Source organism: Pseudoroseomonas cervicalis (assembly GCF_030818485.1).
Classification (GTDB): domain Bacteria; phylum Pseudomonadota; class Alphaproteobacteria; order Acetobacterales; family Acetobacteraceae; genus Pseudoroseomonas; species Pseudoroseomonas cervicalis_A.
In genome coordinates this window covers 2,592,598-2,618,170 of the sequence record NZ_JAUTAJ010000004.1, presented here as the reverse complement: position 1 = coordinate 2,618,170, position 25,573 = coordinate 2,592,598, and the positions used below count along the sequence as shown (strand labels likewise).

18 protein-coding genes and 1 pseudogene are annotated in these 25,573 nt (G+C 73.6%); 15 read left to right on the top strand and 4 right to left on the bottom strand.

Going from position 1 to position 25,573, the window contains the following annotated elements; translation table 11 throughout:
- The first annotated feature begins 113 nt into the window (after positions 1 to 113).
- Positions 114 to 1,199, top strand: a complete 1,086-nt coding sequence (locus QE401_RS16075; RefSeq protein WP_307139163.1) for an efflux RND transporter periplasmic adaptor subunit — start codon at positions 114 to 116, stop codon at positions 1,197 to 1,199.
- Positions 1,196 to 4,351 (top strand): efflux RND transporter permease subunit, encoded by a 3,156-nt coding sequence (locus QE401_RS16070; RefSeq protein ID WP_307139162.1) that lies wholly within the window; start codon positions 1,196 to 1,198, stop codon positions 4,349 to 4,351. The genes QE401_RS16075 and QE401_RS16070 overlap by 4 nt, the downstream gene beginning before the upstream one ends.
- Positions 4,352 to 4,406: 55 nt before the next feature.
- Here QE401_RS16070 and QE401_RS16065 read toward each other — a convergent pair whose 3' ends face one another.
- Both QE401_RS16065 and QE401_RS16060 read right to left on the bottom strand, forming a co-directional pair.
- Complete coding sequence (locus QE401_RS16065) at positions 4,407 to 5,723, bottom strand: sensor histidine kinase (protein ID WP_307139161.1); 1,317 nt, start codon at positions 5,721 to 5,723, stop codon at positions 4,407 to 4,409.
- A gap of 11 nt (positions 5,724 to 5,734) precedes the next feature.
- Entirely contained in the window at positions 5,735 to 6,436 is a 702-nt protein-coding gene (locus QE401_RS16060) for a response regulator (RefSeq protein ID WP_307139160.1), read from the bottom strand.
- A 179-nt stretch (positions 6,437 to 6,615) separates the two neighbouring features.
- On the opposite strand from QE401_RS16060, the gene QE401_RS16055 reads away from it, so the two are divergent.
- Genes QE401_RS16055 through QE401_RS16035 form a run of 5 tightly spaced genes read left to right on the top strand, consistent with a single transcriptional unit; the run spans position 6,616 to position 11,689 of the window.
- Positions 6,616 to 7,257 carry a class I SAM-dependent methyltransferase gene (locus tag QE401_RS16055; RefSeq protein ID WP_307139159.1) on the top strand — a complete coding sequence of 214 codons (642 nt, stop codon included), beginning with the start codon at positions 6,616 to 6,618 and terminating at the stop codon, positions 7,255 to 7,257.
- Positions 7,254 to 7,880, top strand: coding sequence for a DedA family protein (locus QE401_RS16050; protein WP_307139158.1), 627 nt, complete (start codon positions 7,254 to 7,256; stop codon positions 7,878 to 7,880). The genes QE401_RS16055 and QE401_RS16050 overlap by 4 nt, the downstream gene beginning before the upstream one ends.
- Before the next feature lie 17 nt (positions 7,881 to 7,897).
- Positions 7,898 to 8,362, top strand: coding sequence for a (2Fe-2S)-binding protein (locus tag QE401_RS16045; RefSeq protein ID WP_307139157.1), 465 nt, complete (start codon positions 7,898 to 7,900; stop codon positions 8,360 to 8,362).
- 10 nt (positions 8,363 to 8,372) lie between these two features.
- The gene (locus QE401_RS16040; RefSeq protein WP_307139156.1) at positions 8,373 to 10,700 is read left to right on the top strand and encodes a xanthine dehydrogenase family protein molybdopterin-binding subunit; all 2,328 of its coding nucleotides are present in this window, start codon (positions 8,373 to 8,375) and stop codon (positions 10,698 to 10,700) included.
- 23 nt (positions 10,701 to 10,723) lie between these two features.
- Positions 10,724 to 11,689, top strand: a complete 966-nt coding sequence (locus tag QE401_RS16035) for an SDR family oxidoreductase (protein WP_307139155.1) — start codon at positions 10,724 to 10,726, stop codon at positions 11,687 to 11,689.
- 22 nt (positions 11,690 to 11,711) lie between these two features.
- Here the strand turns inward: QE401_RS16035 and QE401_RS16030 are convergent, their stop codons facing one another.
- On the bottom strand, positions 11,712 to 12,638 hold the full coding sequence (locus tag QE401_RS16030; protein WP_307139154.1) for an AraC family transcriptional regulator: 927 nt from the start codon (positions 12,636 to 12,638) through the stop codon (positions 11,712 to 11,714).
- A 423-nt stretch (positions 12,639 to 13,061) separates the two neighbouring features.
- On the opposite strand from QE401_RS16030, the gene QE401_RS16025 reads away from it, so the two are divergent.
- The 6 genes and pseudogenes from QE401_RS16025 (at position 13,062) to QE401_RS16000 (ending at position 21,477) form a co-directional block, all read left to right on the top strand.
- Complete coding sequence (locus QE401_RS16025; RefSeq protein ID WP_475638106.1) at positions 13,062 to 13,523, top strand: 2Fe-2S iron-sulfur cluster-binding protein; 462 nt, start codon at positions 13,062 to 13,064, stop codon at positions 13,521 to 13,523.
- A complete protein-coding gene (locus QE401_RS16020; RefSeq protein WP_307139153.1) occupies positions 13,523 to 14,524 on the top strand; it encodes an FAD binding domain-containing protein in 1,002 nt (333 codons plus the stop codon). Before QE401_RS16025 ends, QE401_RS16020 begins: the two co-directional genes overlap by 1 nt.
- Positions 14,524 to 16,065 (top strand): annotated as a pseudogene (locus QE401_RS16015) (xanthine dehydrogenase family protein molybdopterin-binding subunit); the annotation flags it as partial. The gene QE401_RS16020 and the pseudogene QE401_RS16015, both read left to right, overlap by 1 nt.
- 16 nt (positions 16,066 to 16,081) lie before the next feature.
- On the top strand, positions 16,082 to 16,681 hold the full coding sequence (locus QE401_RS16010) for a molybdopterin cofactor-binding domain-containing protein (protein WP_307140259.1): 600 nt from the start codon (positions 16,082 to 16,084) through the stop codon (positions 16,679 to 16,681).
- A gap of 486 nt (positions 16,682 to 17,167) precedes the next feature.
- A complete protein-coding gene (locus tag QE401_RS16005) occupies positions 17,168 to 18,346 on the top strand; it encodes an efflux RND transporter periplasmic adaptor subunit (protein WP_307139152.1) in 1,179 nt (392 codons plus the stop codon).
- Entirely contained in the window at positions 18,346 to 21,477 is a 3,132-nt protein-coding gene (locus QE401_RS16000) for an efflux RND transporter permease subunit (RefSeq protein ID WP_307139151.1), read from the top strand. Before QE401_RS16005 ends, QE401_RS16000 begins: the two co-directional genes overlap by 1 nt.
- Before the next feature lie 125 nt (positions 21,478 to 21,602).
- Here QE401_RS16000 and QE401_RS15995 read toward each other — a convergent pair whose 3' ends face one another.
- A complete protein-coding gene (locus QE401_RS15995; protein ID WP_307139150.1) occupies positions 21,603 to 22,640 on the bottom strand; it encodes an AI-2E family transporter in 1,038 nt (345 codons plus the stop codon).
- Positions 22,641 to 22,724: 84 nt separating this feature from the next.
- Between QE401_RS15995 and QE401_RS15990 the strand changes: the two genes are divergently transcribed.
- Entirely contained in the window at positions 22,725 to 23,924 is a 1,200-nt protein-coding gene (locus tag QE401_RS15990; RefSeq protein ID WP_307139149.1) for an MFS transporter, read from the top strand.
- Positions 23,921 to 25,450: an alpha/beta hydrolase gene (locus tag QE401_RS15985; protein ID WP_307139148.1), complete on the top strand. Its 1,530-nt coding sequence runs from the start codon at positions 23,921 to 23,923 to the stop codon at positions 25,448 to 25,450. Before QE401_RS15990 ends, QE401_RS15985 begins: the two co-directional genes overlap by 4 nt.
- Positions 25,451 to 25,573: the final 123 nt, after the last annotated feature.

Genomic DNA, 25,573 nt, shown 5'->3' with positions numbered 1-25,573 from the left:
TGACGTTGTTTAAATACGTCCGTATGGATTTGTATCGCTGGCCGCCCGGGCGGGCAAGCATCGCCATGCCGCGACGCCGCCCCCGGACCGCCCCCAACCATTCTGGTGAGTTCATGCAACGCCGTCTCGCGCTGTTCCTGCCGCTCCTGCTCGTCGCCTGCGGCGAGACGGCGGCGCCCCCCGAGGCCGCGCCGCCGCCCGCCCGGGTCGGTGTCGTCGAGGTGCGCCCGCAACCGACCCCGATCGCCTTCGACTATGGCGGGCGCGTCACCGCGGTGCGGCAGACCGAGGTGCGCGCGCGCGTCGCAGGCATCCTGCTGGAGCGCAGCTATACCGAGGGCGCGGCGGTGGAGGCCGGCGCCGTGCTGTTCCGCATCGACCCGGCCCGCTACCAGGCGGCGGTGGATCTGGCGGCGGCCGAGGTGCAGCAGGCCGAGGCGGAGCTGCAGCGCACCCGCCGCGACCAGCAGCGCGCCGCCGAGCTGCTGCGCGCCGATGTCGGCAGCCGCAAGGCGCGCGACGACGCCGCCGCCGCCCTGGCCGCCGCCGAGGCCGGGCTGGCCGCGGCGCGCGCCCGGCTGGCCACCGCCCGGCTGGAGCTGGGCTACACCACCGTCACCGCGCCGATCGCCGGCGTCACCAGCCTGGAGGCGGTGCCGGAGGGCAGCCTGGTCAGCGCCGGCGGCGAGAGCTCGCTGCTGACCCGCATCACCCAGCTCGACCCCGTTTATGTCGCCTTCGCCTTCAACGCGCCGGACCTCGCCGCGCTGACCGCGGCCGGGCCGGGCCCGCTGGCGGCGCGGCTGCTGCCGGGGGAGGGCGAGGGCGCCGAGGGCCGCGTCACCTTCACCGAGGCGGTGATGGACCCGGCCACCGGCACGGTGCGCGGCCGCGCCAGCTTCGCCAATGGCGCCGGCCGGCTGGTGCCGGGGCAGTTCGTGCGCATCCGCGTCTCCGGCGCCATGCGGGATGCCATCCGCATCCCGCAGGCGGCGGTGCAGCAGGATGTGCAGGGGCCCTTCGCCTATGTCGTGGGCCCGGATGGGCGGGCGGAGCGGCGCGGCCTGCGGCTCGGCCGCCGCGCCGGGGCCGAATGGGTGATCGAGGACGGGCTGCGCCCCGGCGACCGCGTCATCGCCGAGGGCGTGGTGCGGGTGACCGAGGGCGCGCCGGTCCAGGTGGCGGAGGCCGCGCGGTGAGCGCCCGTTTCTTCATCGACCGCCCGGTGCTGGCCGGGGTGCTGTCGATCCTGATCGTGCTGGCCGGGCTGCTGGCGATGCGCGCGCTGCCGGTGGCGCAATATCCGCAGATCGTGCCGCCGCAGGTGGTGGTCTCCACCAGCTATTCCGGCGCCGATGCCGAGACCGTGTCGCAGACCGTGGCGGCGCCGCTGGAGCGCGCCATCAACGGCGTCGAGGGGCTGCTCTACATGCAGTCCGTCAACACCGATGGCAGCATGACGCTGACCGTCAGCTTCCAGATCGGCACCGATGCGGACCAGGCGACGATCAATGTCAGCAACCGCGTGCAGGGCGTGCTGGCCACCCTGCCGGCCGAGGTGCAGCGCGTCGGCGTCACCGTCAACAAGCAGTCCAGCGCCTTCCTGGCGGTGGTCTCGCTGACCGCGACGGATCAGCGCTTCGACGAGATCTTCCTCAGCAACTACGCGCTGCGCAACGTGATCGACGAGGTCAAGCGCATCCCCGGCGTCGGCAATGCCTCGCTGTTCGGGCAGAAGGAATACGCCATGCGGATCTGGCTGCGGCCGGAGACGCTGGCGCAATACGCGCTCACCGCCTCCGACATCGCCGCCGCCATCCGCGAGCAGAACCAGCAATTCGCCGCCGGGCGGCTGAACGAATCGCCCGATGGCGGCGGCGCCTACACCTATGCGCTGACCGCGCAGGGCCGGCTGCCGGATGCCGAGGCCTTCGGCGACATCATCCTGCAGGCCCGCGCCGATGGCGCGGCGCTGCGGCTGCGCGATGTCGCGCGCATCGAGCTCGGCGCCCAGCAATACGACTTCCAGGGGCGGCTGAACGGCCGGCCCAGCGCGCCCTTCGGCATCTACCTGCAGCCCGGCGCCAATGCGCTGCAGACCATGGCGGCGGTGACGGCGCGCATGGACCAGCTGGCCGCCGCCATGCCGCAGGGCATGGAATATTCCGTGCCCTATGACACCACCACCTTCGTCGAGGTCTCGATCCGCCAGGTGGTCGCCACCTTCGTCGAGGCGATCCTGCTGGTGGTGCTGGTGGTGTTCCTGTTCCTGCAGAGCTGGCGGGCCACCCTGATCCCGCTGCTGGCCATCCCGGTCTCGATCATCGGCACCTTCGCCGGCATGTATGCGCTGGGCTTCAGCATCAACATGCTGACGCTGTTCGGCCTGATCCTGGCCATCGGCATCGTCGTCGACGACGCCATCGTGGTGGTCGAGAATGTCGAGCGGCTGATGGAGGAGGAGGGCCTGCCGCCGCGCCAGGCGGCGATCCGCGCCATGCAGGAGGTGACCGGGCCGGTCATCGCCATCGTGCTGGTGCTCTGCGCCGTCTTCATCCCCGTGGGCTTCCTGGGCGGGCTGTCGGGCGAGCTGTACAAGCAGTTCGCCATCACCATCTCGGTCTCCGTCATCCTCTCCGGCGTCGTCGCGCTGACGCTGACGCCGGCGCTCTGCGCGGTGATGCTGAAGCCCGGCCATGGCCGGAAGCTGCTGCCCTTCCGCCTGTTCAACCGCGGCTTCGAGCGGCTGACGGGGGGCTATACGGCCGGCGTGCGCTTCTTCCTGCGCCGCGGCCTGCTCGGCCTGCTCTGCTTCGCCCTCGTCTGCGGCCTGACCCTGTCGCTGTTCCGCGCCGTGCCGGGCGGGCTGGTGCCGGAGGAGGACCAGGGCAGCCTGTTCGTCGTCTGGAGCATGCCGCCAGCGACCGCGCTGGAAGGCACGGCGGCGGCCGAGCAGGAGGTCGTCGAGCTGCTGCGCGCCGACCCCAATGTGCGTTCGGTGATGGCCTTCTCCGGCTTCAACCTGCTCTCCAACGCCGCCAGCACCAGCGCCGGCGCCGCCTTCATCGAGCTGCGCGACTGGTCGGAGCGGCGCGCGCCGGAGCAGGATGCGCGGGTGCTGGCCGGATCGCTCTTCGCCGTGCTGGGCGAGGTGCGCAACGCCATCGCCATGGCCTTCAACCCGCCGGCCATCGACGGGCTCGGCACGGTGGGCGGCTTCGAGATGAAGGTGATCGACACCGGCGGCCGCAGCGCCGGCGGCAGCGGCGCCATGGCCGCCGCCGTGCAGGCCCTGCTGGCCGAAGCCGCCAAGCGGCCGGAGCTGGCCGGGCTCAGCACCACGCTGCAGACCAACGTCCCGCGCTACCGGCTCGACATCGACCGCGACGCGGCGAAGGCGCGCGGCGTCGCGCTCTCCGCCCTGTTCGAGACGGTGCAGAGCAGCTTCAGCAGCCTCTATGTCAACGACTTCACGCTGCTGGGCCGCAACTACCGCGTCAACCTGCAGTCGGAGGGCGCCTATCGCCGCGAGCCCGAGGATCTGAACCGCGTCTTCGTCCGCGCCGCGGGGGGCGAGCTGGTGCCGGCCGGCACCATGCTGCGGCTGACCCGCGTGGTGGGCAGCGACCTGGCGGAGCGCTTCAACGGCTACCCCGCCGCCACCATCAATGGCAGCGCCGCACCCGGCTATTCCTCCGGCCAGGCGCTGCGGGCGATGCAGGCGGTGGCGGCGGCCAGCCTGCCGCAGGGCTTCGGCATCGCCTGGAGCGGCGCCGCCTATCAGGAGCTGGCGGGCGGCCAGGCCGGCGCGCTGGCGCTGGGCTTCGGCATCGTCATGGTGTTCCTGATCCTGGCCGCGCAATATGGCCGCTGGACGCTGCCCATCGCCGTGCTGCTGGCGGTGCCCTTCGGCCTGTTCGGCGCGCTGCTGGCGGTGTGGCTGCGCGGGCTGAACAACGACATCTATTTCCAGGTCGGGCTGATCACCCTGGTGGGGCTGGCGGCGAAGAACGCCATCCTGATCGTGGAATTCGCCGTGCTGGAGCGGCGCGCCGGCAAATCCCCGCTGGAGGCGGCGCTGGCGGCGGCAAGGCTGCGCTTCCGCCCGATCGTCATGACCTCGCTGGCCTTCATCCTGGGCTGCCTGCCGCTGGCCATCAGCACCGGGGCGGGTTCGGGCAGCCGTGTCTCGATCGGCACCGCCGTGGTGGGCGGCATGCTGGCGGCGACCTTCCTGGCGGTGTTCCTGATCCCGCTTTTCTACACCTGGTTCGCCGGGCGGGCGGCGACGGCGCCAGAGGCGGCGCCAAAGGCGGCGCCAAAGGCGGCGGAGCCCCGGACGATCCCGTGAGACGGCGCGCCGCCCGGCCGGGCGGCGCGCCTCCCCCCGCGGCGCGGCCGAGGCCTCAGGCGGGCAGCACGATCCGCGCCCGCAAGCCGCGCGAGGCGAGGTTCTCCAGCGTCGCCGAGCCGCCATGGGCGATGGCGACCGAGCGCACCAGGGCGAGGCCCAGCCCGATGCCGCCGGTGGCGCGGTTGCGCGATTTCTCGCCGCGGTAGAAGGGCTCGAAGACCCGTTCCAGCTCCTCCGGCGGCAGGCCTGGGCCGTCATCCTCGATCTCGATCACCGCCGCGCCGCCCTCCTGCGCCAGCCGCACCCGCGCCGTGCCGCCATAGGTGACGGCATTGTGGATCAGGTTGGTGAACAGGCTGCGCAGCCCGATATCATCGGCCTCCAGGATGATGTCGGGGCCGTCCTCCAGCCGCACGTCGCGGCCGGTCTCCACCATGTTGTCGGCGATGGTGCAGAGCAGGGAGCGCAGCTCCTGCTGCTGCCGCGGCCGTTGCGCGTGGGTGGTCTGCACGAAGGCCAGCACCGCGCCCAGCATGCGCTGCATCTCGGCGATGTCGGCCTCGGCCTTGGCGCGGATCGCCTCCGGCGCGCGCTCCAGCCGGAAGGCCAGGCGGGTCAGCGGGATGCGCAGATCATGCGCGATGGCGCTCATCATCCCCAGCCGGTCATCGACATAACGGCCGAGCCGCTGCTTCATCTCGTTGAAGGCCAGCACGGCGCCGTGCAGCTCGCGCGGGCCGTCGGGCTTCAGGTCGGGCTCGCGCGGGTTGCGGCCCAGCCGCTCGGCCGCCTCGGCGAATTGCCGGATCGGCCGCCCCAGCCAATGGGCGACCAGATAGGCGCAGGGTATGGCGAAGATGATGGTGCCCAGCACCCAGCCGAAGGCCAGGGTGATCCAGCCGCGGATCAGCGCCGAGGAGGGGGTGACGCTGCGCCAATGGCCATTCTCCAGCTGCCGCGCCAGCCGGAAGCCGCCGGTGAAGTCGAGCCGCGCCGCGTCCAGCGACCCCGCCGGCGCCAGGCTGTCGACCCCGGTATAGTTCGGCACCAGCTTGAACTCCGGCAGCTCCGCCAGCCCCAGCCGCACCGCCTCCGGCGGCAGCTTCAGCCGCGCCGCCACCAGGTCGCGCAGCGGCGCCAGGCGCGGCTCCTGCGGCGCGATCTCCGCCGCCGGCACCTCGCGGATCTCCAGGCCGCGGCCATAGCGGCCCTCGATCAGCGCCTGCTGCACCGTGCCGAAGCCGACCGGCCCGAGCGGCACCGGCGGGCAGACCAGGAACAGCGCCATGTTCAGCCCCTGCACCAGCAGGACGCAGCCGATCAGGATGAAGGCGGTGCGGAAGACGAGCGGCAGGGCAGGGCGCTTCACGGCCGCCTCCTCTACAGGCGCTGGGTGGCGGGGACGAACATGTAGCCCTCGTTGCGGATGGTGCGGATCAGCTCGTCCCCGGCGGAGCGCAGCTTGCGCCGCAGCCGGCTGACCTGCACATCGACGGCGCGGTCGAAGGCCTCGCTGTCCGGGCCGCGCGCCGCGTTCAGCAGCTGGTCGCGGCTCAGCACCCGGCGCGGCCGCTCGACGAAGGCCTTCAGCATGATCATCTCGCCATCGGTCAGGTGGATCAGCACGCCCTTCGGGTCGCGCAGCTCATGCGCGCTGAAATCCGCGGTCCAGCCGAGGAAGCCCACGCGGTGCGGGCGGAAATCCCGCGCCGCGGGCTGCGCGCTCCGCCGCAGCGTGGCGCGGACCACGGCCAGCAGCTCGCCCGGGCTGCTCGGCTTGCCGACATAGTAGTCGGCGCCGGCATTCAGCCCGGCGATGCGGTCGGGCGGCGCGTCCAGCGCCGAGAGCATCACCACCGGCGGATGCGGCCCGCCGGCCAGGCGCTGGCAGGCGGAGAGCCCGTTCTCCCCCGGCATCATGACGTCGAGCAGGATGAGATCGACCTGCTCCGCCGCCAGCACGCGTTCCATGGCCCGCACATCGGGCGCGTCGAACAGGCGGTAGCCATGGCCGCGCAGGCTGTCGGCGACGACCTCGCGGATGCCGGAATCGTCATCCACCACCAGGATGCTGTGCGTCACCGCGTCCCTCGCTCCTCTTCGCCCGCGCGGGGCCCTGGGCATGTCGTGGGGGCAGTATCGTTGCCGATTGTTTCTGGCACATTTCACTGCCGGCAGCAGGAAAAAACCGAAGGCGGAAACACGGCAGACATGCGCCGGGGCAAGCCTGCCCCTGTCACGACACGAAGACAGGGATGCCGATGTCCGAAGCCATTCTCGAGGATCCGCGCAACACCGTGCCCGGCGACACCGCGCCGGGCGGCGCCCTGCGCGACGCCAGGCTGTTCTTCCGCTCCTGGAGGCAGGACCCGCTGCGCGCCGGCGCCTTCATCCCGAGCGGCACCGACCTGGCCCGCGCCATGGCCGAGCGGGTCGATCCCGACATCCCCGGCCCGGTGGTCGAGCTCGGCCCCGGCACCGGTGCCGTCACCCGCGCCCTGGTGGCGCGCGGCATCGACCCCGCCCGGCTGGTGCTGGTGGAGGCCGACCCGGCCTTCTGCGCCCTGCTGCGGCAGCGCTGGCCGACGGCGCAGGTGCTGCAGGGCGATGCCTATGCCGCGCCGGCGCTGATGCGCCGCTTCGCGCAGCCGGCGGCCGCCGTGGTGGCCGGGCTGCCGCTGCTGGTGCGCCCGCCGGCGCAGCGGCTGCGGCTGGTGACCGATTGCCTGCGCCACGCCGCCCCCGGCGCGCCCTTCCTGCAATTCACCTATTTCATCCGCTCGCCGGTGCCGGCGCCGCGCCCCGGGCTGCGCGCGCATGGCTCGGGCATGATCTGGCGCAATCTCTGGCCGGCGCGGGTCTGGACCTATCGCCTGCCGCAGCGCCGGGCGGGTGCCGCGTGAGCGCGCTGGACGCGCTCACGCGCGCGGCCAGCCTGGAGGCGGTGTTCCTCGCCGCCCTGGTCGAGAAATTCATCCCCATCCTGCCCTCCTATGTGCTGTACCCGGCGATCGGCATCGGCGCCGCGGATGTCTGGGCGCTGGCCGGGCGCTGCCTGGTGGCGACCGCCGGCTCGATGGGCGGCGCCCTGGCCTGGTACGGGCTGGGCGCCCTGGCCGGGCAGCGCCGCACCCGCGCCCTGGTGGCGCGGCACGGGCGCTGGGTGCTGCTCTCCGCCGAGCTCTATGACCGGCTGATGGCGAATTACCGCCGGCGCTCGCTCTGGCTGACCTTCCTCGGCCAGCTGATCCCCACGGTGCGCATCTTCCAGGCGCTGCCCGCCGGCGTGCTGCGGCTGCCGCTGGCCGGCTTCCTGGCGGCCACCGCCCTCGGCTCGCTGTGCTGGATCGCGCTGCTGGCCGGCGCCGGCCACGCGCTGCGCAGCCAGGGCTGGGCGGCGGGGGAGGCGGGGCTCGCCGTGCTCGGCGCCATGGTCGCGGTCGAGGGCGGCGTGGCGCTGCTGGCCTGGGGGCTGCGCCGCCGCCGCCGCGCCGCGCCGGCCGTCCTCGTGGCCGGCGCCGATTGAACCCGCAGGAGACCGCCATGACCCCCCTCACCGTCAATGGCCGCCGCGTCGAGGTCGAGGCCCCCGGCGACACCCCGCTGCTCTGGGTGCTGCGCGAGGAGCTCGGCCTGCGCGGCGCCAAATATGGCTGCGGCATCGCCCAGTGCGGCGCCTGCCGCGTGCTGCTCGACGGCGTCTCGACCCCCTCCTGCTCGATCACCCTGGCCGAGCTCGCCGGCGCCTCGGTGGTGACGGTGGAGGGCCTGGCCGCCGCGGATGGCGCGCTCTCCGCGGTGCAGCGGGCCTGGCTGGAGGAGCAGGTGCCGCAATGCGGCTTCTGCCAGCCGGGCTTCCTGATCGCCGCCACGGCGCTGCTGGCGCAGACGCCGGCGCCGACCGACGCGCAGATCGACGCCTTCATCACCAATATCTGCCGCTGCGGCACCTATCCGCGCATCCGCCGCGCCATCCACCGCGCCGCCGCGGCGCAGGCGCAGGGCTGAGGAGGCCACCATGCCACGCTCGCTCTCCCGCCGCATCGTCCTGTTCGGCGGCGCCGCCCTGGGCGGCAGCGTCCTGGCCGCCACCGCCGGCGGCGTCGGCTACCTGGCCAGCATCGACATGGAAGGGGCGGAGGGCCATCTCGCCGGCGACCGCGCGGTGCTGAACGCCTTCATCGCCATCGAGGCGGATGGCCGCGTCGTGCTGCAGCTGCCGCGCACCGAGATGGGGCAGGGCATCCATACCGGCCTCGCCATGCTGGTGGCGGAGGAGCTGGACATCCCCTTCGACGGCCGCATCCGCATCGAGCATCCGGTGGAACCGCTGGCGGCCTATGCCAATGTCGGCGGCCCGCTGCGCACCCGGCCCGAGGAAATGCGCGGCCCGCTGATGTGGGCGGCCAGCCGGGCGCTGGGCGCGCTGCCGCTGATCAACACCGCCGGCTCCACCTCGATCATGGGGATGTGGGTGCCGTTGCGCCGCGCCGGCGCCGCGGCGCGGCAGAGGCTGCTGGCCGCCGCCGCCGCGCGGCTCGGCGTGCCGCTGGCCGAGCTCACCACCGCCGCGGGGTCCGTGCACCACGCCGCCACCGGCCGCCGCCTTCCCTATGCCGATCTGGCGCGGCAGGCCGCCCTGATGCCGCCGCCGCGCGCGCCGGCGCTGAAGCCGCCCGCCGCCTGGCGGCTGATCGGCCGGCCGCAGCCGCGGCTCGACCTGCCGGCCAAGATCCGCGGCGAGCCGGTCTTCGGCGCCGACCTGCTGCTGCCGGGCATGCTGCATGCGACGATCCGCCGGCCGCCGGTGTTCGGCGCCGGCGTCGCGCGCATCCGCAACGCGGCGGAGGTGCGCGCCCGCCCCGGCGTGCGCGACCTGGCGGTGATCGACGGGCGCGAGGTGGCGGTGGTCGCCACCTCCTGGTGGCAGGCGGAGAGCGCGGCGCAGCGCCTCGACATCGAATGGACGGGCAGCGCGGCGGAGGCGACCGGCAGCGCCGCCCTGGCCGGGGCGCTGCACGCCGCGCTGGAACAGCCCGAGGGCGCCTATGAGCACCTGGCCGAGGGCGACATGGAGGCGGCCTTGCGCCCCGGCGCGGCGCGGGCGGTGGAGGCGGTCTACACCGCGCCCTTCCTGGCGCATGCCTGCATGGAGCCGATGAACGCCACCGTGCTGCTGCGCGAGGATGGCACGGCCGAGGCCTGGTGCCCCACGCAATCGCCGCTGACCATGCGCTGGGGCGTCAACCGCGGCGCCGGCTGGGCCGGGGTGGAGCCGAGCGCCGTCACCTGCCACGTCACCATGAGCGGCGGCGCCTTCGGGCGACGCAGCGAGGTCGATGTGGTGGCCCAGGCCGCCTTCCTGGCGGCGCGGCATCGCGGCCGCCCGGTCAAGCTGATGTGGCCGCGCGAGGAGGACATCGCCCGCGGCGTGTTCCGCAGCCACGCGGCGGCGCGGCTGCGCGCCGCCCTCGGCCCCGACGGGCTGCCGCTGGCCTTCGACGCGCTGGTGGCCGCCCAGGCGCTGCAGCATTCCGCCATGCAGCGCAACCTGCCGATCCGCCTGGGCGGCAGCCCGGAGGGCGACCGCTTCGCGGCGGAGGGGCTGGACAAGGCCTATTACGCCTTCCCCGCCCGGCGGGTGCGCAGCCGGCATGTGCCGAGCCACATGCCGATCGCCCCCTGGCGCTCCAATGGCTATTCCTTCAACACCTTCTTCGCCGAATCCTTCCTGGATGAATGCGCGCTGGCCGCCGGCCAGGACCCGCTGGCCTATCGCCGCGCCCTGCTGCGCGACAGCCCGCGCCATCTCGCCGTGCTCGACCGGGTGGCGGCGATGGCGGGCTGGGGCCGGCCGCTGCCGCCCGGGCGCGGCCGCGGCATCGCCCTCGACGCCGCCTATGAGAGCGTGGTCGCGCAGGTGGCCGAGGTGACGGTGGCGGCAGATGGGCAGCTCACCGTCGACCGCGTCTTCTGCGCCGTCGATGTCGGCACCGTGGTCAATCCCGACGCGGTGCTGGCGCAGATGGAGGGCGGCATCCTGTTCGGCGTCACCACGGCGCTGATGAGCGCCATCACCCTGGAGGCGGGCGCCGTGCAGCAATCGAACTTCCACGATTTCCCGATGCAGCGCCTGGCCGATGCGCCGGCGGTGCAGGTGGAGATCGTGCCGAGCAGCCTGCCGCCGGGCGGCGCCGGCGAGCCCGGCATCATTCCCGTCGCCGCCGCCATCGCCAACGCCATCCACCACGCCACCGGCCGGCGCCTGCGCGCGCTGCCGCTGGCGGTGACCGAGACCATCGGCGAGCGCCGCACCCGCAGCCTGCTGCCCGGCGCCGCCGCCTGAGACCCCTGAAGGACCTCATCCCCATGCCCCAGAAATGGACCGGCCAGGACATCCCCTCCCAGCGCGGCCGCACGATCCTGGTGACCGGCACCGGCGGGCTCGGCCTCGAGACCGCGCTGGCGCTGGCCCGCGCCGGCGGCCGGGTGATCATCGCCGGGCGCAACCCCGACCGCGGCGCCGAGGCGGTGGCGCGCATCCGTCAGGCCGTGCCGGAGGCGCAGGTGACCTTCGAGCCGCTCGATCTCGGCCGGCTCGCCTCCATCGCCGCCTGCGGCGAGCGGCTCGGCGCCGCGCTGGAGCGGATCGACGTGCTGGTCAACAATGCCGGGGTGATGACGCCGCCGCGCCGCCAGCTCACGGCGGACGGGTTCGAGCTGCAGCTCGGCACCAACCATCTCGGCCATGTCGCGCTGACGGCGCATCTGTTGCCGCTGCTGCGGCGCGGCCAGGATCCGCGGGTGGTGACGCTGTCCAGCGTCGCCGCGCGCGCCGGCGCCATCCGCTTCGAGGATCTGCAATCCGAGCGCGACTACAAGCCGATGCCGGCCTATGCGCAATCCAAGCTCGCCTGCCTGATGTTCGCCTTCGAGCTGCAGCGCCGCAGCGAGGCCGGCGGCTGGGGCCTGTCCAGCATCGCCGCGCATCCCGGCGTGTCGCGCACCGGCCTGCTGCACAATGCGCCGGGGCGGTTCAGCGCGGCGGGGCTGACGCGCTCGCTGCTGTGGTTCCTGTTCCAGCCGGCGGCGCAGGGGGCGCTGCCGACGCTGTTCGCGGCCACCGCGCCGGCGGCGCGGCCGGGCGGCTATTACGGGCCGCACCGGCTGTCCGAGACGCGCGGCCATCCGACCGACGCGAAGCCGCCGCCGCAGGCGCTGGACGCCGGGGTCGCGGCCCGGCTCTGGGAGGAATCGCTGCGGCTGACCGGGGTGAGCTTCGGCGAGGACAGCGCCGCGCGCGCCGGCGCGGTGCCGCTGCGCCGGGCGCGCTGAGGCCAGAGGCGCGGCGCCGCCGCTAGGCGCCGCCGCCCGGGCGCGCCTCGCCGCCGGCCAGGCCCGCGGCGAGGCGCTGCCGCAGGCTGTCGCGCTTCGGCGGCGCGCGGAACATGCGGCGATAGTCGCGGGTGAATTGCGAGGCGCTTTCATAGCCGACCTCGAAGGCGGCGCTGATCGCCGAGAAGCCATCCTCCACCATCAGGCGGCGCGCCTCGATCAGGCGCAGATGCTTCTGGTACTGGCCCGGCGTCAGCGAGGTGAGCTGCTTGAAGTGCTTGTGGAAGTTGGAGGCGCTCATCGCCGCCGCGGCGGCGAGCCGGCCGATGGAGAGCCGCGCGCGATACTCCGCCTGCAGCATGGCGATCGCCGGGCCCAGCCGCGCGGCATGGCCCTGCGGATGGGCCAGGCCGCGCAGCGCCGCGCCATGCGGGCCGGAGAGCAGCCAGTAATGCAGCTCCCGCAGGATGCCGGGCCGCAGCAGCGGAATGGCGTCGGGCCGGTCGATCAGCTGCATCAGCCGGGCGGCGCAATCCAGCGCCGCCGCCTCGGTGTCGACGGCGAACAGGGTGCGCGCACCGGGCCGCGGCCGCGCCGGCGCCGCCTGCAGCCGCAGGGCGAGGTCGCGCAGCAGCGCCAGGTCGAGGTCGAGCGCGACGGCGATATAGGGTTGCGCGGGGCTGGCCTCGACGATGCGCGCCGCGACCGGGACATCGGCGCTGACGATCAGCGCCTGCCCGGCGCGCGCCTGGCGCTGCTCCTGCCCGACGACCAGCTGCTTGCCGCCCTGCAGGATCAGGCACACCAGCGGCCGGTAGACGGCGTCGATGCGGCTGGTCGGGCGCGGCACGACCTTCATCCGCAGGCCCGGCACGGGCGCCACCGCCAGGCCGTTCGCATCGGCGTGGCGGCCGGCATAGGCCTCGATGGCCCGCATCAGCTGATCCATTCGCATCTCCCGGCGCGCCGCGGCCCGCGGCACTGCAGATGGGGTGCCGGGCCGGCCGCCGCCAGCACCCTGCAGGATCGGGCAAGATCGGCGGAGGCATTGGCAAGATCGCCGTGCCGCACAGCGCTATCTGGAAGCACGGCGCCACGGGCCCCGCCGCGCCGGCGGGGGATCCCGGATGCCGCCGCGCAGACAGGGAGCGGAGCCATGGCCCGGCAGGATGACCCCCGCAGCGATGACGCGCCGGAGCCCGCGCCGCCCGATGGCGCGGAGGCGCTGGCGCTGAGCCGGCGCGGCGCGCTCGGCGCCGGCGCCGCCATGGCGGCCGGCGCCCTCTCGGCGGGCCCGGCCGGCGCCCAGCCGGCGACCGCCCAGTCGGCGCCCACCCGGCCGGCGCCTGGCCGGCCGGAGCCGGCCGGCCTGCTGCGCCTGCAGGTGAATGGCCGGCCCGTGACGCTGGCGGTGGATGCGCGCAGCTCGCTGCTCGACGTGCTGCGCGAGCAGCTGCACCTGACCGGCGCCAAGAAGGGCTGCGACCACGGCCAGTGCGGCGCCTGCACCGTGCATCTCGACGGGCAGCGCGTCGCCGCCTGCCTGACGCTGGCCGCCCGGCTGGAGGGGCGCGCGGTGCTGACCATCGAGGGGCTGTCGGCGGAGGGCGCGCTGCACCCGATGCAGCAGGCCTTCATCGACCATGACGCGCTGCAATGCGGCTATTGCACGCCGGGGCAGATCATGGCGGCCGTGGCCTGCGTGCAGGAAGGCAACGCCACCTCGCGCGAGCGCATCCGCGAATACATGAGCGGCAATCTCTGCCGCTGCGGCGCCTATGTCGGCATCGTCGCCGCCATCGAGGACGCCGCGGCGAAGATGGGGCGCGGCTGATGCAGCCCGTCACCCTGATCCGCCCCGCCACGGCGCAGGAGGCGGTGCGCGCCGCCGCGCAGGCAGGAGCCGAGGCGCGCTTCATCGCCGGCGGCACCACGCTCTACGACCTGATGAAGCTGTCCGTCGAGACGCCGCGCCAGCTGATCGACCTCTCCGGCATCGCCGCGCTGCGCCGCATCGACACGGAGGGCGACACGCTGCGCTTCGGCGCGCTGGCGCCGATGAGCGCGGTGGCGGCGGCGCCGGCCGTGGCGCAGGGGCATCCGATGCTGGCCGAGGCGCTGGCCAAGGCGGCCTCGCAGCAGCTGCGCAACATGGCGAGCGTCGGCGGCAACCTGCTGCAGCGCACGCGCTGCGCCTATTTCCGCAATGGCGCCGGCGGCCTCTATCCCTGCAACAAGCGCGAGCCGGGCAGCGGCTGCGGCGCCATGGGCGGGGTCGATCGCGGCCAGGCGGTGCTGGGCGCCAGCGCGCATTGCAATGCCGTCTCGCCGGGCGACTGGCCGGTGGCGCTGACCGCCGCCGATGCCATTGTCGAGCTGCTGGGGCCGGAGGGGCCGCGCGCCCTGCCGATCGCCGCGCTGTATGCCCTGCCGGGGGATACGCCGCATCGCGAATTCGCCCTCGCCCCGGGCGAGCTGATCACGGCGATCGTGGTGCCGAAGCGGAATGCCGGCCGTGCCTCGACCTATCACAAGATCCGCGACCGCGAATCCTACGCCTTCGCGCTCGCCTCGGCGGCGGTGGCGCTGGAGTTCGAGGGCGAGCGCATCGCGCGGGGCCGCATCGCGCTCGGCGGCGTCGCGACCCGCCCCTGGCGGGCGCCGGAGGCCGAGCGGATGCTGGCCGGCGAACGCCTGACCCCCGAGCTCGCCCGCGCCGCCGGCGATGCGGCGTTCCGGCAGGCGCGGGCCGGACAGCACAACGGGTTCAAGATCGAGCTGGGGGCGCGGACCCTGGCCGATGCGCTGCTGATCGCCGCCGCCAGGAGGTCCTGATGCCGACACCCGCCTTTCCCGACCGGCCGCGCGCCGATGCGCTGGACAAGGTCCGCGGCGCCGCCGCCTATGCGGCGGATCTGCGCTTCCCCGGCCTGCTGCATGCCATGACGGTGCCGGCGCCGGTCGCCCGCGGCCAGGTGCTGGCGCTGGAGACCGAGGCGGCGCTGCGCGTGCCCGGCGTGCGGCGCATCCTGACGCCGGCCGATTTCCCGGCCGCGCCGCAGGGGCCGGATCTGCCCGGCTCGCCCCGCCCCGGCCTGCTGCCGCAGATCGCCTTTCGCGGCGAGCCGCTGGCCCTGGTCGTCGCCGACACGCTGGAGGCGGCGATCGAGGGCGCCGAGGCGGTGCGCGCGCGCATCGCGCCGGCGCCCTTCGCCGCGCTGATGGACAGCGCGGGCGCGGCGCGCGAGCCGGCCGAGGATGTCACCGCCGGGGATGCCGACGCCGCGCTGGCGGGCGCCGCCACCATCGTCGAGGCGAGCTATGACTCGCCGGCCCAGCACCACAACCCGATCGAGCTGCTCTCGACCACGGCGGTCTGGGCCGAGGGCCGGCTGCTGATCCATGAGGGGTCGCAGAATGCCGGGGCGATCAAGGTGGCGGTGGCGCGCACGCTGGGCCTCGACCCGGCGATCATCGATGTGAAGAGCCCGACGGTCGGCGGCGCCTTCGGCCAGAAGGGCTGGGTGCAACGGCAGACCGCGCTGGTGGCGCGCGCGGCCATTCTAACCGGCAGGCCGGTGAAGCTGGTCATGCCGCGCGGGCAGATCTTCCACCTGGCCACCTTCCGGCCGCATAGCCGGCACCGCATCCGCCTCGGCGCCGATGCCGCCGGGCGCATGGTCGGCGTGCACTATGCGGTGGAGCAGCAGAATTCGCGTCGCGGCGGCTTTCCCGCCGGCCAGTACCATGAAGGCGCCATGCGGCTCTACGGCATCGCCAACTACCATGGCAGCGCCGCCAATCTGCGCATCGACACCCAGGCGCCGGGCCATATGCGCGCGCCCTACGAGCATCCCGCCTGCTTCGCCTTCGAGGGCGCGGTGGACGAGCTGTCCTATCGCCTGGGCCGCGATCCAGTCGAGTTCCGCATGGCGCATGACACGCGCATCGATGTGCACAATGGCCGGCCGCTTTCCTCGCGCTTCCTCAATGACTGCCTGCGCCTCGGCGCCGAACGCTTCGGCTGGGCGCGCCGCAGCGCCGCGCCCGGCTCGATGACCGCGCCGGATGGCACGCAGATCGGCTGGGGGGTCGCCTGCGGCCTGTATCCGACGCTGATCCATCCGGCCGTCGCCACGCTGCGCATCCGCGCCGATGGCAGCACGCGCTTCGCCGTGGCGGGGCATGAATTCGGCCAGGGGCTGCGCACCGCGCTGGCGGCGGTGCTGACGCGCGAGCTGGGGGTCGACGACCGCCGGCTGGAGGTGCTGATCGGCGACACCACGGCGGCGCCGCAGCATCTCACCGCCGGTTCCTGGGGGTCCGCGAGCGCGCTGCCGCTGGTCGTCCAGGCGGTGGCGCGGATGCGCGCGGCGGTGGCGGAGCTGCTGGATGGCCGCCGCATCCCCGGCACGCTGCACCAGCAGATCGCCGCGGTGCGCCGGCCTTACCTGGAGGTCGAGGTGTCGCAAGCTCGGCCCGGGCCAGGATGCCTCGGCGCTCGCCCGCATGCGCGCCGGCGGCTATGCCGTCACCGGCCCGGCCTATCCGGACTACACGACGATGAGCTACGTCGCGCATTTCGTGGAGGTGCGGGTCGAGCCGGGCACGCGGCGGGTGCGGGTGCCGCGGGTGGTCAGCATCGCCGATTGCGGCCGCGTCATCAGCCCGCGCACGGCGGCGAGCCAGCTGCGCGGCGGCGTCGTCTGGGGCATCAGCCACGCGCTGCGCGAGGCGACGGAGACCGATCCGCGCCATGGCGGATTCCTCAACAACGACCTGGCGGAATACGTCATCGCGGTGAATGCCGATATCGGCGAGATCGATGTGGGTTTCGTCGACGAGCCGGATCCGCTGTTCAACAGCCTCGGCCTGAAGTCGCTGGGCGAGGTCGCCATGGTCGGCGCCTCGGCGGCGGTGGCGAATGCGGTGTTCCACGCCACGGGCCGGCGCATCCGCAAGCTGCCGATCCGGATCGAGGATCTGCTGTAGGCCGGCGCCGGCGCGCCGCGCCGGCCCGATCGGCGGCGGCACCGGAAGGGCCGGCCTCCGCGCCAGCGCTTCGCCACCGCGCCCGGGCGGCGCCAGGGGCAGGGCGGTGCCTCCCCCGGCGGGCGGCCGCGCCGGCCCTGCCGGACCGGCGGCCCGGCGGCCTGGCTCCGTATCGCCGCATCGTGAACCGAGTTCATTAACGCGGGCTTCAGACCCGGTGCCATCATTCCGCCAGCGCCTCGCTGCCGGTCATGTCCGCCTCGCTGCGCCGCAGCGCACCCTGGGGCACCGACACGCCAGAGGCAGCCAAGGGCGCGCATGGCGCCGGCCAGAACCGATGGGGGGGGATGCCATGAGGGGTCTGATGTCTGGCGGGCAGGGACGCGGCGCCACCGGCGGGATCGGATCGGCCGGCCGGCCCTCCGCGCCCGACCCTGCGCCGGCCCCGGGCGAGGCGGATCCGGCGCCCTGACGGGCAGGGCGCGCATGTCCCCCTTCCCGGACGCCACCGGCCCACATGGCGCGCGGCATGGCCCCCGCCCGGGCCCGCCGCGGCGGCCCGCCTCCCCGGCCCTCCGCCGCGCCCGGCCGCTGCTGCTGCTGCTCGGCAGCCTGGTGTTGCTGGCCCAGGCGCCCCTGCCTGCCGTCGGGGTGCTGACCGCGCAGCCCCGGGAGATCGCGCCGGCGGCCGAATTCGTCGGCCGGGTGGAGGCGGTGAACGCCGTCGACATCCGCGCCCGGATCGAGGGCTTCATCGAATCCCGGCCCTTCGCCGAGGGCGGCATGGTGCAGGAAGGCCAGGCGCTGTTCCGCATCGAGCCGGGCAATTATGAGGCGGCCCTGGCCGCCGCCCGGGCGAATCTCGCCGGCGCGCGCGCCGTGCTGCGCGAGGCCGAGGCGCGGCTGCAGCGCAGCCTGCAGCTGCGCCAGTCCAACACGGTGTCGCAGGCGGTGCTGGAGGAGAACCAGGCGGCGCGCGCCAGCGCCGAGGCCGCCGTGCTCGGCGCCGAGGCCGGCCTGCGCCAGGCCGAGATCAATCTCGGCTACACCATCATCGGCGCGCCGATCAGCGGCCAGATCGGCGTCGCCGGCTTCGCCATCGGCAGCCTTGTCGGCCCTTCCTCCGGCGCGCTGGCGCGGGTGGTGCAGCTGGACCCGATCCGGGTGGTGTTCTCGGTGAGCGACCGCGCCATCCTCGATCTGCGCGCCGCCAGCGGCCACGACGCCGCCGCCCTGGCCGGTGCGCATGTCCCGCGCCTGCGCCTGTCGAACGGCCAGGACTATCCGCTGCAGGGGGAGATCGAGTTCGCCGGCAATGAGGTGGACCCGCGCACCGGCACCATCGCCGTGCGGGCGCGCTTCGCCAATCCCGACGCGCTGCTGATCCCGGGCCAGTTCGTCACCGTGGTCATCCGTGCCGCCGCGCCGCGGCGCGGCATCGTCGTGCCGGTCGGCGCGGTGCAGCTGGACCGCGAGGGCCGCTTCGTGCTGCTGGTCGATGCCGAGGACCGCGTGGCGCTGCGGCGCATCCGCACCGGCGCGCAGATCAGCCAGGGCTGGCTGGTCGAGGAGGGGCTGGCGGGCGGCGAGCGGCTGGTGGTCCAGGGGCTGCAGAATGCGCGGCCGGGCCAGCAGGTCCGGGTGACGCAGGCCGTCGCGCCGTGATGTCCGGCTTCTTCATCGACCGGCCGCGCTTCGCCATGGTGATCGCGGTGGTGATGGTGCTGGCCGGGCTGCTGGCGCTGACGCAGATCCCGGTGACGCAGTTCCCGCCCATCACGCCGCCGGAGATCCAGGTCTCCGCCAGCTATCCCGGCGCCAATGCGCAGGTGATGTCCGACAGCGTCGGCGCGCCGATCGAGGACCAGGTCAATGGCGTGGACGACATGCTCTACATGTCCTCCTCCAGCACCAACAATGGCGGCTACACCCTGACCGTCACCTTCGCGGTGGGCACCGACCCGGCCATCGCCCAGGTGAATGTGCAGAACCGCGTGGCGCTGGCGACGCCGCGCCTGCCGCCGGCGGTGACGCAGACCGGCGTCTCGGTGCGCAGCCGCTCCACCAGCATGCTGATGGGCGTCACCGTCTATTCGCCGGGCGGCAGCCAGGACGAGATCTTCCTCAGCAATTTCGCCGCGATCAACATCCGCGACACCCTCTCCCGCATCGCCGGCGTCGGCGCGGCGGAGATCTTCGGGCCCATCTACAGCATGCGCATCTGGACGGATCCGGACCGCATGCAGGCGCTCGGCATCACCGCGGCCGACCTGATGGCGGCGATCCGGGCGCAGAACGCCCAGGCCTCGGCCGGGCTGATCGGCTCCGCCCCGGCGCCGGAAGGGCAGCAGATCCAGATGACGGTGATGGCGCGCGGCCGCCTGGCGACGCCCGCGGAGTTCGGCGAGATCGTCATCCGCACCAACGCGCTGGGCGGCATCGTCCGGCTGCGCGACGTGGCGCGGGTCGAGCTCGGCGCGCAATCCTATGATTCGCATTCCCGCTTCAACGGCCAGCCCAGCGCCACGCTGATCATCTACCAGTCGCCGGATGCCAACGCGCTGTCGGTGGCGAATGCGGTGCGGGCCGAGCTGGCGCGGATGGCGCCGCAATTCCCCGACGACACCGCCTACACCATCGCCTTCGACATGACGGCGCAGGTCACCGAGACGATCCGCGAGATCATCGTCACCCTCGCCATCACCTTCCTGCTGGTGGTGCTGGTGACCTGGCTGTTCCTCCAGGACTGGCGCGCCACGCTGATCCCGACGCTGACCATCCCGGTCTCGCTGATCGGCGGCTTCGCGGTGCTCTACATGGCCGGCTACTCGGCCAACACCATCACCCTCTTTGCCATCATCCTGGCGATCAGCCTGGTGGTGGACGATGCCATCATCGTGGTCGAGAATGTGCAGCGGATGATGGCGGAAGGCCTGCCCGTGGCCGAGGCGACGCACCGCACCATGCTGCAGGTCACCGGCCCGATCGTCGCCACCACCCTGGTGCTCGGCGCGCTGTTCGTGCCGGTGGCGCTGATGGGCGGCATCAGCGGCCAGCTCTACCGGCAATTCGCCGTCACCATCCTGGTCACCATCGGCTTCTCCACCATCAACGCGCTGACGCTGAGCCCGGCGCTCTGCGCCCTCATGCTGCGCCCGCCGCGGCCGGACAGGGGCCGCTTCTTCCGCGCCTTCGAGGCCGGGCTGGAGCGCTCCCGCGCCTGGTATGTGGCGCTGCTGCTGCGCCTCATGCGCCGGCTCTGGCTGGTGCTGGCGCTGCTGCTGGCCGTCCTGGTCCTCGCCCAGGGCCTGTTCCGCAGCCTGCCCACCGGCTTCGTCCCGAATGAGGACACCGGCATCCTGATGGTGAATGTGCAGCTGCCCAATGCCGCCTCGCTCGAGCGCACCGGCGCCGTGCTGGAGGAGGTGACGCAGGTGCTGCGCGCCACCCCCGGGGTGCGCGACGTCGTCGGCATCGCCGGCTTCAGCATGCTCGGCGCCGCCGGGTCGGAGACCGGCATGGTGATCGCCGCCCTCGCCCCCTGGTCGGAGCGGCCGGGGGCGGCGCTCAGCAGCGACGGCATCCTGGCGCGGCTGCGGCGGCATTTCGCCACCCTGCCGGCGGCCACGATCATGGCCTTCGCCCCGCCCGCCATTCCGGGCCTCGGCACCACCGGCGGCTTCGATTTCCGCCTGCAGGCGCGCGCCGGGCAGAGCCAGGAGGATCTGGCGGCGGCGACGCGCGCGCTGCTCTACCGCGCCAACCAGGCGCCGGAGCTGGCGGGTGTCTTCTCCACCTTCAGCGCCGATGTGCCGCAGGTCTTCCTCGGCATCGACCGCGAGCGGGCGCAGATCCTCGGCATCTCGCCCGCCGCCATCTTCGCCACGCTGCAGGCGCATCTCGGCTCCGCCTATGTCGATGATTTCAACATGCTCTCGCGCGTCTACCAGGTGCGGCTGCAGGACGAGCCGCGCTTCCGCGGCCGCATCGAGGACATCCAGCGCCTGCATGTGCGTGGCGAGACGGGGGAGCTGGTGCCGCTGCGCACCCTGGTCTCGCTCGACACCGCCTTCGGCCCCAACGCCATCGCCCGCTACAACCTGTTCCCCGCCTCCTCGATCAACGGCCAGGCCGCGCCGGGCAGCAGCAGCGGCGAGGCGCTGCTGGCGATGGAGGCGGTGGCGGCGCAGAGCCTGCCCGCCGGCTTCGGCTTCGAATGGACCGGCATCTCGCTGGAGGAGCGCGGCATCGGCAACCAGACCCTGATCGTGCTCGCGCTCGGGCTGGTCTTCACCTACCTGTTCCTGGTGGCGCAGTATGAGAGCTGGAGCGTGCCCGGCTCGGTCATCCTCTCGGTCTCGGTCGCGCTGCTGGGCGCGCTGCTGGCGCTGCGGCTCGCCGGCATCCCGCTGAACATCTATGCGCAGATCGGTCTGGTGCTGCTGATCGGCCTGGCGGCGAAGAACGCCATCCTGATCGTCGAATTCGCCCAGACCCGGCACCGCGAGGGCCTGGGCGTCCGCGACGCGGCGACCGAGGCGGTCGGCCAGCGCTACCGCCCGGTGCTGATGACCGCCTTCGCCTCGGTGCTCGGCGTGGTGCCGCTGATCATCGCCACCGGCGCCGGCGCGGCCAGCCGCCGCGCCATCGGCATGACGCTGTTCGGCGGCCTGCTGCTCGGCACCCTGGCCGGCATCCTGCTGATCCCCGCCCTCTATGTGATGATCCAGTCGGCGCGGGCGCGGCTGAAGGCGCGGCCGCGGCGCGCCGGGCCGGGAGGAGGGGAGGGCGCGTGACGCGCAGACCGGCCCCGCGCACCCTGCCCCGCGCCGCCCGCCGCGGCCCGGTCGCCGCGGCGTCCGGGCGCGTCGCGCGGCCGCGCGCCGTCGCCGCCGACAGCCCGGCCGGCTGAGCCGTGCGGTCAGCGATCCGCCGCCTCGTCGACCCCGGGGGAGAGCATGGCGGCGAACCAGCGGCTGCGCGGATCCGCGGCGCAGCCCTCGACCAGGGCGATGGAGATCGGCACGCCGAGGAAGGCGCCGGGGATGCCCCAGAGATAGGTCCAGAGCAGCACGGAGAGCAGCACGATGAAGGGCGAGATGGCCAGGGCGCTGCCGGCGACGCGCGGCTCGACATAGCTGCCGATCAGGTTCTGCACCGCGATCATGGCCAGCATGACCAGCGCCGCCGCCGCGAAGGAATGGAACTGCACCGCCGCCAGCAGGGTGGGCAGCACGGTGGCGACCAGCGGGCCGATGAAGGGCAGGTAGTTCAGCACGAAGGCCAGCACGCCCCATTCCAGCGCCAGATCCAGCCGGAACGCCCAGGCGATGGCATAGACGGCGAGGCCGGTGGCCAGGCTCATCGCCGTGCGCACCAGCAGATAGCGCTGGAACTGCCGCGCGACGGCGTGGCCCACCCGCAGCAGCGCCGCGCGCCGCGCCGCGCCGCCCAGCGCCGCCAGCCTGCTTGCCATCGGCCCGGCCTCGGGCAGGCCCAGCAGCACCAGGATCAGCATCAGCACGACAAAATTGACGAAGCCCTGCAGATAGCCGGCCAGGCTGCGGGCGGTGCGCAGCGCCAGCGCGATGTCGAGCTGCCCGGCCAGGGCGGCGGCCATGTCGAGGCCCTGCGAATCGAGCAGCGCCGTCGCCGTGCTGTACAGGGCCAGGATGCGCGCGCCATTCTCCGTCACCCACCAGCCGGCGCGGCTGACCGCCCAGACCGCCAGCAGGCAGAAGCCGCCGATCACCGCGACGATGCCGAGCAGCGTGACCAGCAGCGCCAGGGCGCGCGGCAGCCGGCGCTCCAGCCGCGCCTGCAGCGGCTGCGCGGCGGCGATGAGGAAGAGCGCGAAGCTCAGCGGCGCCATCAGCGGCGCCGCCGCGCTGAGGCCCGCCAGCAGCAGCACGATGGCGGCGAGGCCGAGCAGCGGCGGCAGCAGCCCGTGCGTCCTCATCGCGCCAATTGCCAGGGCGGATATCCCGGCCGCATCTCAGCCCGGCCCAGCGGCATGAACGACGCCCCGACGCAGGAGGTCCTGATGCGCGCCCAACTCGGTGCCCTGATCCTCGCCACCAGCCTGGTGCAGCTGGCGAACGGCTTCTTCACCACGGTCATCTCCCTGCGCCTCGGCCTGGAAGCCTTCGACCCGGCCTTCGAGGGGCTGGTGATGAGCGCCTATTTCGTCGGCTTCACCATCGGAGCGATCCACTGCGGGGGGCTGCTGCGGAGAATTGGCCATATCCGATCCTATGCGGCCTTCGCCGGCATTGTCATGGCCGCAACGGCGCTGCTGTCGGCGCTGGTCGACCTGGCCGCCTGGAGCCTGCTGCGCGCGGCGATCGGCTATGGCTGCGCCGGGCTCTTCGTGACCACGGAAAGCTGGCTGAACGCCAAGGCGCCGCCGGCGCTGCGCGGCCGGGTCTTCGCCACCTACATGGTCGGCACCTTCCTGGCGCTGGCCGTGGGGCAGCTGCTGGTCGCGGCGCTGCCGGTCGAGGGCGCGCTGCCCTTCAGCATCATCCTGGCCCTGTTCGGCCTGGCCATGGTGATCGTCAGCACCACCCATGCCGAGCCGCCGCTGCTGCGCCCGGTGGCGAAGCTGCCGCCGGGCGCGCTGCTGCGGGCGGCGCCGCTCGGCGTGCTGGGCTGCTGCGTCGCCGGCATGGTCGGCGCCATCTTCTACGCCGTGGTTCCGGCCTGGATGCTGGTGAACGGCATCTCGCAGGGCTTCATCTCGCTGTTCATGCTCACCGCCGTGCTGGGCGGCCTGGCCTTCCAGATCCCGGTCGGCCAGCTGTCCGACCGGGTCGACCGGCGCCTTCTGCTGGCCGCCCTGGCGGCCGGCCTGGCGGCGACCGCGCTGCTGCTGGGCGTCGCGCCGCGCAGCCCCGCCGGCATCCTGCCGCTGGCGGCGCTGCTCGGCGGCTTCATGTCCACCCTCTACCCGGTGAGCGTCTCGCACGCGATGGATGCGATGCCGGCGGAGAGCATGCCGGCGATCAGCGGCCAGACCATCCTGATCAGCGGCATCGGCTCGGCCTGCGGGCCGCTCGCCGCCTCCTGGATGATGGGCGCGCTGGACATCCATGGCGCGCTCTACCTGATGGCGGCCGCCACCGCGCTGCTGGCCGGCAGCGCCCTGCTGCTGGCCTGGCGGCGGCGGGAGCCGGCGCATGAGGCGCGCCCCTTCGAGGTGGTCGCGCCGCAATCGATCCGCATGGCGCCGGACGCCGGATGAGGACCCCGCCGGCACCCCCAGGGACCACCCAGGGGACAACCCCCGGCCGTGGCCCCGCCGCCGCCCCGCCACCGGCGCGCCGGCGGCTGCTGCGCCTGGCGCGCAACCTGCTGGTCCTGCTGCTGGGCATCGCCATCGGGCTGCTCGGCCTGCGCGTCTGGCAGACGCAGCGCGGGCCGGCGCTGCAGGCCTGGCACGTCTTCGTGCCGGAGGACCTGCCGGCGGCGCGGATCGAGGCGATGCGCTGGTCCGACTATCTGGCGGCCGAGGAGGCGCTGTTCGAGACGGTGCGGCGCCAGGTGACGGCGCGGCTGGAACCGGAGGAACGGACGCCGCTGAACCGCTATTTCGAGGGCAGCCCGATCCATCCCGCACGCTTCCGCCAGGACTGGAACCGCTCCTATGTGCTGGAGCCGGAAGGCCCGCCGCGCGGCGCCGTGGTGCTGCTGCACGGGCTGACGGATTCGCCCTACAGCCTGCGCCACATCGCCCGCTTCTACCAGGCGCGCGGCTTCCTCGCGCTCGGCATCCGCATGCCGGGGCATGGCACCGTGCCGGCCGGGCTGACCGATGCGGTGTGGGAGGACTGGATGGCGGCCACGCATCTGGCGGTGCGTGAGGCGCGCCGCCGCCAGCCGGAAGGGCCGCTGCATCTGGTGGGCTTCAGCAATGGCGGGGCGCTGGCCCTGAAGCACGCGCTGGAGGCGCTGGACGATCCCCGCCTGCCGCGGCCGGACCAGCTGGTGCTGATCTCGCCGATGATCGGCATCACCGAATTCGCCCGCTTCGCCGGGCTGTCGGGCCTGCCGGCGCTGCTGCCCAGCTTCGCCAAGGCCGCCTGGCTGTCCATCATCGCCGAGTTCAATCCGTTCAAGTACAATTCCTTCCCGGTGAATGGCGCGCGCCAGTCCTGGCGGCTGACCCAGGCGCTGCGCGGCCAGCTGGAACGCCGCGCGCGGCAGCAGGGGCTGGGCGCGCTGCCGCCGGTGCTGACCTTCCAGTCGGTGCTGGATTTCACCGTCAGCACACCCGCCATCATCGACACGCTCTATGCGCGGCTGCCGGCCAATGGCAGCGAGCTGGTGCTGTTCGACATCAACCGCGACAGCAAGCTGGCGATCCTGTTCAGCCCGGCCTCGCAGACGGCGATCGACCGCATCCTGCCGCCGGCCGGCCGGCCCTACCGCACCGTCGTGGTGCGCAACGACGCCTCCGGCAGCGGCGCGCTGGTGGCGCGGGTGACCGAGCCGGCTTCGCGGGAGTTCCGTGACCTGCCGGTGCGGGCGCGCTGGCCGGTCGGCGTCTACTCGCTCTCGCATGTGGCGCTGCCCTTCCCGCAGGGCGATCCGCTCTACGGCATGGCGCCCGACCCGGCGGAGGAAGGCTTCGGCGTCGAGCTCGGCACCATCGCGCCGCGCGGCGAGCGGGCGGCGCTGCGCGTGCCGCTGGACGGGCTGATCCGCATGTCCTCCAACCCCTTCTTCGAGGAGATGGTGGAGCGCATCGGCCGGACGATCCGGCCATGATGCATCGCATTACTCCCGCTTGTGATCAAGCCATCCCGCTTTCCGCTTGACCCCCGGCGGGGCGCAGAGCAGCGTTCGTTGCACGGGCCGCTCGATACCGGACGGCGCCTCGATCGCAACTTT